This is a genomic window from Streptomyces beihaiensis (genome assembly GCF_026274175.1).
GTDB lineage: Bacteria > Actinomycetota > Actinomycetes > Streptomycetales > Streptomycetaceae > Streptomyces > Streptomyces beihaiensis.
The window spans coordinates 1-11,963 of sequence record NZ_JAPHNL010000094.1 but is presented as its reverse complement, the minus strand read 5'-3'; the positions used below and the strand labels follow the sequence as shown (position 1 = coordinate 11,963).

The 11,963-nt window shown below is 72.1% G+C and carries 7 protein-coding genes and 1 pseudogene; 5 read left to right on the top strand and 3 right to left on the bottom strand.

Annotated features, from left to right (window positions below):
• From OFY01_RS10930 to OFY01_RS10915, 4 genes and pseudogenes are all read left to right on the top strand, one after another.
• Window positions 1-1,951: M4 family metallopeptidase (locus OFY01_RS10930; protein WP_266598725.1), on the top strand; the 1,951-nt coding region annotated here is incomplete at its 5' end.
• A 205-nt stretch (window positions 1,952-2,156) separates the two neighbouring features.
• Window positions 2,157-3,740: a M4 family metallopeptidase gene (locus OFY01_RS10925; protein ID WP_407700317.1), complete on the top strand. Its 1,584-nt coding sequence runs from the start codon at window positions 2,157-2,159 to the stop codon at window positions 3,738-3,740.
• A 110-nt stretch (window positions 3,741-3,850) separates the two neighbouring features.
• Window positions 3,851-4,777 (top strand): annotated as a pseudogene (locus tag OFY01_RS32545) (NACHT domain-containing protein); the annotation flags it as partial.
• Between the two features lie 184 nt (window positions 4,778-4,961).
• Complete coding sequence (locus OFY01_RS10915) at window positions 4,962-7,064, top strand: NACHT domain-containing protein (RefSeq protein ID WP_266598720.1); 2,103 nt, start codon at window positions 4,962-4,964, stop codon at window positions 7,062-7,064.
• Between the two features lie 28 nt (window positions 7,065-7,092).
• On the opposite strand, the gene glgP is transcribed toward OFY01_RS10915, so the two are convergent.
• The 3 genes from glgP to OFY01_RS10900 form a co-directional block, all read right to left on the bottom strand.
• On the bottom strand, window positions 7,093-9,687 hold the full coding sequence (gene glgP / locus OFY01_RS10910; RefSeq protein ID WP_266598718.1) for an alpha-glucan family phosphorylase: 2,595 nt from the start codon (window positions 9,685-9,687) through the stop codon (window positions 7,093-7,095).
• Window positions 9,688-9,731: 44 nt separating this feature from the next.
• Window positions 9,732-10,250: a hypothetical protein gene (locus OFY01_RS10905; protein WP_266598716.1), complete on the bottom strand. Its 519-nt coding sequence runs from the start codon at window positions 10,248-10,250 to the stop codon at window positions 9,732-9,734.
• Window positions 10,251-10,385: 135 nt separating this feature from the next.
• A complete protein-coding gene (locus OFY01_RS10900; protein ID WP_266598714.1) occupies window positions 10,386-10,970 on the bottom strand; it encodes a maltokinase N-terminal cap-like domain-containing protein in 585 nt (194 codons plus the stop codon).
• A gap of 247 nt (window positions 10,971-11,217) precedes the next feature.
• On the opposite strand from OFY01_RS10900, the gene OFY01_RS10895 reads away from it, so the two are divergent.
• The coding region (locus OFY01_RS10895) for a maltotransferase domain-containing protein (RefSeq protein ID WP_266598712.1) at window positions 11,218-11,963 on the top strand (746 nt) is incomplete at its 3' end.

Sequence of the window (11,963 nt, the reverse complement as noted above, 5' to 3'; positions counted from 1 at the left end):
CGCCTCGTCCGCCGCCCGGATCACCGCGAACGCGGCCCGCGGCGCCGACCCGGGCGCCCTGCCCGCGAAGCTCACCCCGGCCCACCGCGCCCAGCTGCTGCGCGCGGCCGACGCCGGCAAGGCGAGGACCGCGAAGCGGCTCGGTCTGGGCGCCAAGGAGAACCTCGTCGTCCGTGACGTGGTCCAGGACCGGGACGGCACCACCTTCACCCGCTACGAGCGCACCTACGACGGGCTTCCCGTGCTCGGCGGCGACCTGATCGTCGACACCGCCAAGTCCGGCGCCCAGCAGGGCGTGACGAAGGCGTCGAGGGCCAGGCTCCAGGGCGTACCGCTCACGGCGCACGTGAAGGCGGCCACCGCGAAGAAGCAGGCGCTACGCCTGGCCACGGCCGACGGGGCGAAGAACGCCTCGGCCGACAAGGCGCCCCGCAAGGTCGTGTGGATGGGCCAGGGCGCCCCGGACGGCAAGCCCACCCTCGCGTACGAGACCGTGGTCGGCGGCCTTCAGGACGACGGCACCCCCAACGCCCTGCACGTCATCACCGACGCGGCCACCGGCAAGAGGCTCCACGAGTGGCAGGCGGTCCAGACCGGCACGGGTCACACCATGTACAGCGGTGACGTCACCGTCGGCTCGTCGCAGTCCGGTTCGTCGTACGTCCTCGACGACACCACGCGCGGCGGCCACAAGACGTACAACCTGAACGGCGGCACCTCCGGCACCGGCACCCTGTTCAGCAACTCCACCGACGTCTGGGGCAACGGCAGCGCGTCCGACCCCGAGACGGCGGGCGCCGACGCCGCGTACGGCGCGCAGGAGACGTGGGACTTCTACAAGAACGTCTTCGGCCGCAGCGGCATCAGGGGCGACGGCGTCGGCGCGTACAGCCGGGTGCACTACAGCAGCGGTTACGTCAACGCGTTCTGGGACGACAGCTGCTTCTGCATGACCTACGGCGACGGGCAGAACAACCAGCACCCGCTCACCTCGCTCGACGTCGCCGGACACGAGATGACCCACGGCGTCACCTCCGCCACCGCCGGCCTCAACTACAGCGGCGAGTCCGGCGGCCTCAACGAGGCCACCAGCGACATCTTCGGCACCGCCGTCGAGTTCTACGCGAACAACCCGTCCGACCCGGGCGACTACCTCATCGGCGAGAAGATCGACATCAACGGCGACGGCACACCGCTGCGCTACATGGACAAGCCCAGCAAGGACGGCTCGTCCAAGGACTACTGGTACTCGGGGATCGGCTCGACCGACGTGCACTACTCCTCGGGTCCGGCCAACCACTTCTTCTACCTGCTCAGCGAGGGCAGCGGCAGCAAGGTCATCAACGGCGTCAGCTACGACTCGCCGACCTCGGACGGTCTGCCGGTCACCGGCATCGGCCGGGACAAGGCCGAGCTGATCTGGTACAAGGCGCTCACCACGCAGTTCACGTCGACGACGGACTACGCGGGCGCCCGCGCCGGAACGCTCGCGGCCGCCGCGGCGCTGTACGGCAGTTCGTCCGCCGAGTACGCGGCGGTGCAGGACGCGTGGGCCGGTGTGAACGTCGGCTCCCGCTCCGGCGGCGGCGACCCGGGCACCGGCACCACGTTCACCAACGACACGAACGTGGCGATCCCCGACTACCCGGGCCCGGCGGTCACCTCGTCCGTCACGGTCTCCGGCATCGGCGGCAACGCGCCCACCGCCCTGAAGGTCGGAGTGGACATCGTGCACACCTGGAGCGGTGACCTCCAGGTCGATCTGATCGGCCCGAGCGGCACGGCGTACCGGCTGCACGACTCGCAGTACGACCCGACGCCCGACATCCACACCACGTACACGGTGGACGCGTCGAGCGAACCGGCCGACGGGACCTGGAAGTTGAGGGTCCAGGACCTCGGACCGCAGGACACCGGCTACATCGACAGCTTCAAGCTGACGTTCCCGTAGGTCTGTCGCGGCCTGCCGCCGCGCGCCCCGGAGCGGCTCGATCGTAAGAATTCGTTCGCTGGGCGGTCGTCAGTTTTCGCCCAGCGGACGAATTCCGGCCAACTTACGATCGCGTACATGACATCTCTGGTCTTCAACTGTCACTGTGTGCGGCACGGCAAAGCTCACCCCCCACCCACAAGGAGCTTTCTTCGTGACCTCTCACATATCCCGTCACGTTTCCCGTAAGCGCACAACTCTGGCCCTTGCAACGGCCGTTGCCGCCGGCGCCCTCCTCACCGGCACGCTCGCCGCCTCCGGCGCACAGGCCGAGACGGCCACGCCGTCCGCCCCCACCGCCGCCCCGATGTCGCTCAGCGGCAAGGCCCACGCCGGCCTCGTCAAGGACGCACAGGCCGAGGCGGCCGACACGGCGAAGGCGCTGAAGCTCGGATCGAAGGAGAAGCTCGTCGTCCGCGACGTGGTCAAGGACCGCGACGGCACGACCCACACCCGCTACGAGCGCACCTACGACGGCCTTCCCGTCCTCGGCGGCGACCTGATCGTCCACACCTCCAAGTCCGGCGCCCGCGAGGGCGTCACGCGCGCCACGCACAGGTCCATCGACGTCGCCACCACCGGCGCCACGCTGAAGGCCGCGCCGTCGGGCGCCCGCAAGGTCGTCTGGGCCGCCTCCGGAACGCCGAGACTGGCCTACGAGAAGGTCGTCGACTCGACCGACGCGGACGGCACTCCGAGCCGCCTGCACCTCATCACGGACGCACGGACCGGCAAGAAGATCTACCAGTACGACGACATCAGGACCGACACCGGCACCGGCAACTCCCAGTACAGCGGCAAGGTCGGCATCGGCACCACCAAGACCGGCTCGGGCTACGCGCTCACCGACGCCACACGCGGCGGCCACTCCACGTACAACCTGGGCGGCGGCTCGTCGGGCAAGGGCACGCTGTTCACCGACTCCGACGACACGTGGGGCGACGGGACGGTCAACGACCCGGCGACCGCGGGCGTCGACGCCGCCTACGGCGCGCAGGAGACCTGGGACTTCTACAAGAAGACCTTCGGCCGCAGCGGCATCAGGGGCGACGGCAAGGGCGCGTACAGCCGGGTCCACTACGGCAACGCGTACGTCAACGCGTTCTGGGACGACAGCTGCTTCTGCATGACCTACGGCGACGGGCAGAACAACCAGCACCCGCTCACCTCGCTCGACGTCGCCGGACACGAGATGACCCACGGCGTCACCTCCGCCACCGCCGGCCTCAACTACAGCGGCGAGTCCGGCGGCCTCAACGAGGCCACCAGCGACATCTTCGGCACCGCCGTCGAGTTCTACGCGAACAACCCGTCCGACCCGGGCGACTACCTCATCGGCGAGAAGATCGACATCAACGGCGACGGCACACCGCTGCGCTACATGGACAAGCCCAGCAAGGACGGTAGCTCGCTCGACTACTGGAGCCACCGCGCGGGCCACGTCGACGTGCACTACTCGTCCGGCATCGCCAACCACTTCTTCTACCTGCTCAGCGAGGGCAGCGGGAAGAAGACGATCAACGGCGTCGCCTACGACTCGCCGACGTACGACGGCTCGAAGGTCACCGGCATCGGCCGCGACAAGGCCGACCAGATCTGGTACAAGGCGCTCACCACGTACTTCACGTCCACGACGAAGTACAAGGACGCCCGTGCCGGCACGCTGAAGGCCGCGTCCGACCTCTACGGCGCGAACTCGGCGGAGTACAAGGCCGTCGCGGCGGCCTGGACGGCGGTGAACGTCAAGTAGCCCGCCACGGGCCAAGGGGGCGCGCGGGACCGGGTCCCGCGCGCCCCCGCACCGCGGCGATCGGGAGCATCTCCGACCCCAACAGCCGCTGTTTGCCCGATACTTGAGGGATGACTGCGGAAGCCGAGCGCCAGCACAAGGCGCCTTCGGGGCCGGGCCCCTCAGGCGGAGTACTGCCCAGACTCGGCCGCCTCCTCGCGCTCTTCGTCCCCCCGTCCGCGCTGGCCGGCTTCTTCACCGGCTTCGTCCGCGAGCACTACCTCCTCGCCGCCGCGCTCTTCGCCGCCTACGCGGCGGCGCTGACCGCCGGCCGGTTCGCCGTCGGCTTCGTCCGCGATCTCGTCATGCTGCGCCGCGGACGCTGGCTGGACAGCGCGGACAGCGCCCTCACCCGCCGCCTGAGCAACTTCCGGCGCGTGTACACCCAGTACCTCGCGCAGAGCCTGCGGGTCATGGACCAGAAGGGACTGGCCACCATCGGGCACTACGCGCCCGAACTCGACGAGGTCTACGTCAACGTCAGCCTCGCCTTCCGGGCCCCCGGCCTGATCCCCGAGGACGTGCTCACCGACCACCCCTCCGACGAACGGCGCTCGATCACCGACTTCCTCGACCACGAGCGCGGCACCGTCCTCGCCGTCGTCGGCGCGCCCGGCACCGGCAAGACCACGCTCCTGCGGCACACGGCCCGCCGCGCCTGCCTGGCCAAGGAGCGCCCGCGGCGCGACGTTCCCGTGCTGCTGTACCTGCGCGGCATCGCGGACGACCTCGTGGCCGACGAACGGCTGCCGCTCGCCGAGGTGATCCGGTCGGGACTGGGACGGTACAAGCAACAGGAACCGGCCGGCTGGTTCGAGGAGCGCCTGGAGGCCGGTGAGTGCCTCATCCTCCTCGACGGTCTCGACGAGGTCGCCGACCAGCTGACCCGCCGCGTCGTCGTCAGCTGGGTCGAGCGCCAGATCAAGGACTACCCGGGCAACGACTACGTCATCACGTCCCGCCCCCGCGGCTATCTCAGCGCGCCCGTCGAGGGCGCCACGGTCCTGCAGACACGCCAGTTCACCGACGACCAGATGGCCCGGTTCATCCACAGCTGGTACCTGGCCGTCGAGCGGCACGCGAGCCCCGAGGGCGCCGAGGACGTCACCGGGCGCGCCGAGGAGCAGGCCACGGACCTGCTCGCGCGGCTGCGCGCCAACCCCGGACCTGTACGACCTGACGGTGAACCCGCTCCTGCTCACCATGATCGCCAACGTGCACCGCTACCGGGGCGCCCTGCCCGGCAGCCGCGCCGACCTGTACCGGGAGATCTGCCAGGTGATGCTCTGGCGGCGGCACGACGCCAAACAGCTCGTGGTGCAGCCGCGCGGCACGCAGAAGGAGACGGTCCTGCGGGAGTTGGCGTACGTGATGATGAGCGCGCGCACCGCCACCCTGACGCGCGACGCCTGCGAGGACGCGCTGCGCCAGGTGCTGCCCCGGGTCTCCGCCCAGCTGACGGCCGCGGCCTTCCTCGACGACGTGAGCTCGAACGGACTGCTGGTGGAGCGGGAAAGGAGCCTGTTCGGCTTCGCGCACCTCACCATCCAGGAGTACCTCGCGGCCGAGCACATCCGCGAGAAGAGTCTGGTCCAGACGCTGGTCGCAGCCGTCGAGGACGACTGGTGGCGCGAGTGCACCCTGCTGTACGCGGCGGGGGCGGACGTCGGCCCGCTGGTGCAGGCGTGCCTGGACGTGGGCAGTGTCTCGGCGCTGGCCCTCGCGTTCGAGTGCGCCGAGGAGGGCAACGAGCTGGACCCGGAACTGCGGGACCGTCTGGAGCAGTTGCTGGAGGCGCCGACGGACACCCCCTTCGACGACGAGCACCGCAAGCTGGTCGACGGTGTCTTCGTGCTGCGGCGGCTGCGGGGCACCAAACAGGTCGGCGGCGGACGGCTGTGCCCACCGGTCGACGCCCGGACCTACGCCCGTTTCCTGCGCGACCGGGGCGGCTGGGACGGGATGACGCGGCCCGACGCCGCCGACGTCCCCGGCGACGACGAGGCGGTGACCGGAGTCAGGTGGCTCGACGCCCACGAGTTCACCACCTGGGTGAACGACACCGTGGGCGGCCCGGCCCGGTTCCGGCTGCCGCACGCCGCGGAACTGGGCGAACAGCAGGTGTACGACGTGTGGACCGCGGACCCGCCGGTCGACGGCCAGGCCCCGCTGTGGGTCTGGCCGGGCCACCGGGACCCGCGCCGCGTGACGTCCGAGCAGCTCCAGGCCCGCATCCGGGAGGACATCGCCGGCCCGGCGCTCGCCGTCAGCATGCGCACGGCGATACTCGTCATGCGGGTGCGCCGGGCGGCGAGGCTGGTGGTGCGGCTGACCACCGACGCCGAGCGGGCGCCCAGCGCCCAGTGGGCCCATCTGGAGCAGACGCTGACCACGCTGTACCGCAACACCGTCGCCTTCGCGCCGGACTTCGCCCTGGGCGTGGCGGGCGACGACGTCGAGCGGGTCGACGCCGTCGCCCGCCACGCCCGCCAGCTGGACCTCGACGACTACCTCCGCTTCATCACGCTCCTGGAGGAGGACGTCCTGCGCGAACTGGGCCCGCTGCCCGAGCTGGTGCTGGCGGGCAGGCCGCCGGGGGCGCTGCGCGGCGCCTGGCACGGCGTGCAGGAGACGGTCCGGAGTCTGTCGGCACCGGGCCCCGACCAGAAGCGGCGGCAGCGCCGCCCGCACCTGGACCTCGTGGAACAGGCGCTCGTCGGTGACCTCGGCGGCCGCGTCCACCCCGACCGCAGGGCCGCGCACCTGCTCGGCCTCCGCGGTGATGTGTACGCCCTCGACGTGGGCCGTGCCCTGTCCGGCGCGGCGTCCCGCTACTCCGCCCGGCTGCACCACACCACCGGGATGTCGCCGTCCATGCCGCGCGGTCAGGTCCCCTTCGACCTGCCGCTCGGCGCCGAGCCGGAGTGGATCGCCGAGCCGCACCAGGCCGCCCAGCGGATCGGGTCGTTGGCCCACCACGTCGTCGAGGCCATCGGCGACCAGCCCGGGTCCCGCTTCCTGAGCGACCAGGCCAGGGTCGTCGACGAGCACGCGATGTCGCTGCTGCTGCGCGGGCACCGTCCCGACCCGCACGCCTTCCAGCAGGCCAGGCTGGCCCTGGCGATCCTGGCCGCCGAGGCGGACCTCCAGCACATCGGAGGGGACGGCCCCGCCGGGGTGGCGGAGGTCTTCCGGCGCGCCACCGCCTCGCTGGCCTGGCTGGAGGACCGCTACGCCAGGAGGCGCCCGGCCTCGGAGGGCATCGTGCTGCTCGCCCTCGGCTGACGCCCGCACCGCCGCACCGCGTCACGCCTCACCGCATCAGCACCCCGGCTCCCTCTCCCGAGGCCCGGGACGCCACCGCGAGCAGCCCGGTCTCGGCCGGAGAGGCGAGCAGCGGGTGGGCGGGCAGGATGCGGACCGTGTAGCCGTACGGGCCCGTGCGGTGCAGCGGGAGGGGGCCCTCGTAGCACCAACGGGCCTCGGTGTCGGGGCCCGACACCGGTTTGAGCGGGACCGTCGTGGCGTCCGTGATCCGGTCCTCGGCGTCCACCCGGCCGGCCACCACCTGCACCTCCACGTCCTCGGGGCCCAGGCCGCCGAGGGCCGCCACGACCCGGAGGCCCAGCGTGGCACCCAGCTCGGCGGTGGCACCGGTCGCCGCGGCGGCCTCCACGTGGTCGACCGAGACACCCTGCCAGGCCGCGCGCGTCCGGGCCTTCCAGGCCGCCAGCTCCCGTGCCGCGTCCGGGGTCAGGGCCCGGTGGGCGTGGGCGGCGGGGACGTAGAGACGCTCCACGTACTCGCGGACCATGCGCTCGGCGTGCACCTTCGGGCCGAGCCGGGTGAGGGTCGAGCGGACCATGCCGATCCACCGGTCGGGCAGGCCGTCCGCCCCCCGCTCGTAGAACCGGGGTGTCACCCGGCGTTCCAGCAGGTCGTACAGGGCGGCGGCCTCCAGGTCGTCGCGGCGGTCGTCGTCGGTGGCGGCGCCGTCGGCCGTGGGGATCGCCCAGCCGAAGTCGGGCCCGTACCATTCGTCCCACCAGCCGTCCAGGACGGACAGGTTGAGGCAGCCGTTGAGAGCCGCCTTCATGCCGGACGTGCCGCATGCCTCCAGCGGACGCAGCGGGTTGTTGAGCCAGACGTCACAGCCCGGGTAGAGAGTGCGGGCCAGAGCCATGCCGTAGTCGGGCAGGAAGACGATGCGGTGGCGCACCCGCGGGTCGTCGCTGAACCGCACCAGCTCCTGGATGAGCCGCTTGCCGCTGTCGTCGGCGGGGTGCGCCTTGCCCGCGACGACGATCTGCACCGGACGCTCCGGATCGAGCAGCAGCCGCGTCAGCCGGTCGGGGTCGCGCAGCATCAGCGTGAGCCGCTTGTAGGAGGGGACGCGGCGGGCGAAGCCGATGGTCAGGACGTCGGGGTCGAGGACGCCGTCGATCCAGCCGAGTTCGGCGCCGCCCGCGCCGCGCCGGCGCCAGGACGCGGCGAGCCGCCCCCGCACGTCCTCGACCAGCCGCCCGCGCAGCATCCGGCGCAGCGCCCACAACTCCTGGTCGGACGTCCTGTCGATCACATCGGTCTCGGCGACCTCGGGCGCCACCCAGGTGGGCGCGTGCACGCCGTTCGTCACGGAGGTGATCGGCACCTCCTCGGGGTCGAACCCGGGCCAGAGCCCCGCGAACATCCCGCGGCTGACACTGCCGTGCAGGGTGGACACGCCGTTGGCGCGCTGAGCCAGGCGCAGCCCCATCACCGCCATGTTGAAGACGTTCGGGTCGCCGCCCGGGTACGTCTCCGTGCCGAGCGCGAGGACGCGTTCGACGTCGAGGGCGGGCAGTTCGGCGGCCGGGCCGAAGTGCCGGGCGACCAGCTCCCGGTCGAACCGGTCGATCCCGGCCGGGACGGGGGTGTGCGTGGTGAACACGGCACCGGCCCGCACCGCTTCGAGCGCGGCGTCGAAGGCGAGGCCGCCCGCGACGAGTTCGGCGATCCGCTCCAGGCCGAGGAAACCGGCGTGGCCCTCGTTGGTGTGGAACACCTCGGGCGCCGGGTGCCCGGTGAGCCGGCAGTAGGCGCGCACGGCGCGCACCCCGCCGATGCCGAGCAGTATCTCCTGCAACAGCCGGTGCCCGCTGCCGCCGCCGTAGAGCCGGTCGGTGACCTCGCGCTCGTGGGCGCTGTTCGCCTCGACGTCCGAGTCGAGCAGAAGCAGCGGCACCCGACCGACGCGGGCCTGCCAGACGTGGGCGAGCAGCCGCCGCCCGTCCGGCAGCGCGAGCGCGACGCGCACGGGCCGCCCGTCCTCCTCGCGCAGCAGCGTGAGCGGCAGTTCGTCCGGATCGACGACCGGGTACGTCTCCTGCTGCCAGCCGTCCCTGGACAGCGACTGCCGGAAGTAGCCGTGCCGGTAGAGCAGTCCTACGCCGATGAGCGGCACCCCGAGGTCGCCGGCGGCCTTGAGGTGGTCACCGGCGAGGATGCCGAGCCCGCCGGAGTACTGCGGGAGGGCGGCGGCGATGCCGAACTCCGGCGAGAAGTAGGCGACGGCTTCCGGCAACCGGCCGGGTCCCTGTCCGGGCCCCTGTCCAGGCCCCTGTCCGTGCCCTTGTCGCTGGTACCAGCGGTCGTCTTCCAGATAGCGGTTCAGATCGTCGCCGACGGCGGCGAGTTCCGTCAGAAACCCTTCGTCCGCAGCGAGTTCAGCCAACCGCTCGGGCGGCACATCGCCGAGCAGCCGCACCGGATCGCGGCCGGAGGCGGCCCAGCGGTCCGGGTCGACGGCGGCGAACAGGTCACGGGTGCGGGCGTGCCAGGACCAGCGCAGATTGTGGGCCAGCTCGTGCAGCGGGGCGAGGGGTTCGGGCAGGACCGGGCGGACGGTGAATCGACGGATGGCCTTCACGGATCGGTTCCTTTCGCGCGGCGGGCGGCCGCCCGCCCGTCCCGTCAGGCGATGGCCGCGCCGGTGCCCCGGGCGCCGCCGATGTAGTCGGTCAGGGCCGAGTCGTCGTACACGGAGATGTCCACGTAGGCGCCCTCCGGGATGGAGAAGTCCTTGACGGTCTTGTCCACGACGGCGCTGGTGCCCGGCGCGTGGTAGGTGCCGAGGTTGTGGGTGGTGCCGTCGTACGAGTACGTGACGTGCACGTAGAACGTGTCGCCGTCGTTCTTCGTGTCGTAGACCCACAGTTTCTCGCCGTAGGGGTGGAACTCGACCTTGCCCACGTACCAGCCGTTCTCCCGCAGCTCCAGCTTGACCGCGTAGCCGCCCGCGTCGTGCGCGAAGTACGTGCCGTCGAACGGGTCGGAGAGGCTGCACGGGCAGTAGTCCGTGTCCCGGTAGATCGCCTTGACGTCCGGGTCGGGGCTGTATGCCTGGGCCGGTGCGGCGGCCGTGCCGACCAGGGCCGCGAGCGCGGCCGACGCCGCGGTGAGGAGCCCGGCGAGCCGACGTGTCGCTCTCATCTCTTCTTCTCCCCCGTGAGTTCTCGCCGCGCGCCCTCGGGCGAGGGCGCCGCGCCCCGGATGCCGGGGTCCGTTCAAGATGACAGATCCACCGGCCCCGTACCAGGGCGCAACGCCCACACCGCCCGGAACCGGTCAGTCCGCCTGAACCGTCACGAACACGCTCCGCACACGCCGCCCGTCGGCGCCCTCCCACTCGGCCGTCACCTCGCCCGCGGCGCCCGGCGCCGTGGACCCGGCCTCCAGTACGCGCACGATCTCCGGCACCGGCGCTCCGTCCGCCGCCGCGACCTCGGCGAGCCGCGCGTGGACGGTCGGGTCGAGGGCGCCGTCGACGCCCTGCGCGTGCACCGGGACCTCGCCCCTGAGCAGGGCGGCCAACTGGGTGCGAAGCAGTGGGTCGTGGGCGCCGTCGTAGATCCAGCGCGCCCCGAGGACGCCGTGCTCGGTGGTGCCGACGAGCGCGCCGTCGGGGGCGTCCGGCAGCGGCGCGCCCCGGTAGCTCATCGGCACGTGGTACGTCACCGGCTCGGGCCCGGAGGTGTCGGTCACGGCCATGAACTCCATCCCGACCTGACCGGCCGGGTCGTCCAGCCGGAAGCCGCCCGCCTTGGTGAGCTCCGGCCTGCCGGTGCCGCGATACCAGGGCTGCTTCGGCAGCCACTGGGTGAGGAGTTCGAGTTTGGAAGGCTTGAGAGTGGTGCGGTGAATGATCGACATGACGTTCATCCTGCCCGCCGCACGACGGCGGGGCCACGCCGTTCTCGACGATCCGGACTTGTCTGTGCGCGTACGTGCGAGTAGGTAACGCAGGAGCGGATTGCCCGCCGGGTGACCGTGGAAGGATTGCCCGGTACGTCGTCAGCACATCCGTAACTCGATCACTCAGTACGTCGGTACGGCCCCGCGCGACCCTCTCCCACAGAGCATCGTCTTCGCAACCGAATCTCCGCGGACAGGAGCGGTCATGCCCGCACAACGCCCGTCGCCCTCAGCCGCCCGCAACCCCGCCACAGCGCGCAGACCGACGGCGCCGCGCGCACCCGCTGCGGCCCCCTCGCGCCCGAGCGGCGGTGGCCCGCCGGTCACCACAGGCCGGATACCGGTGCGTGACGTCCGCCCCGTCGTCGATGGGGCCCGGCGCCCCGCCAAGGCCGTCGTCGGCGAGACGTTCCAGGTCACGGCGACCGTGTTCCAGGAGGGGCACGACGCCGTCGCGGCCAACGTCGTGCTGCGCTCGCCGGCCGGCCGGGCGGGCCCCTGGACCCCGATGCGCGAGCTCGCCCCCGGCAGCGACCGCTGGGGCGCCGACGTCACGCCGGACGCGCCCGGCCGGTGGACGTTCCGGGTGGAGGCGTGGTCGGACCCGGTCACGACGTGGCGCCACACGGCGCGGATCAAGGTTCCGGCGGGGATAGACACCGGTCTGGTACTGGAGGAGGGCGCGGCCCTGTACGAACGGGCGGCGGCCGGGGTGCCTCGGCGGCTGCGCGGACCGGTCCAGCGGGCCGCCGCCGCGCTCCGTGACCCGGCGCTGCCACCCGCGGCCCGCCTCGCCGCCGCCCTCACCCCCGAGGTCGAGGGGGTCCTCGCCCGTCACCCGCTGCGCGAACTGGTCACGCTCGGCGACGAGTTACCGCTCCTCGTGGAACGCGAGCGGGCGTTGTACGGGGCGTGGTACGAGCTGTTCCCGCGCTCGACGGGCGGGTGGGA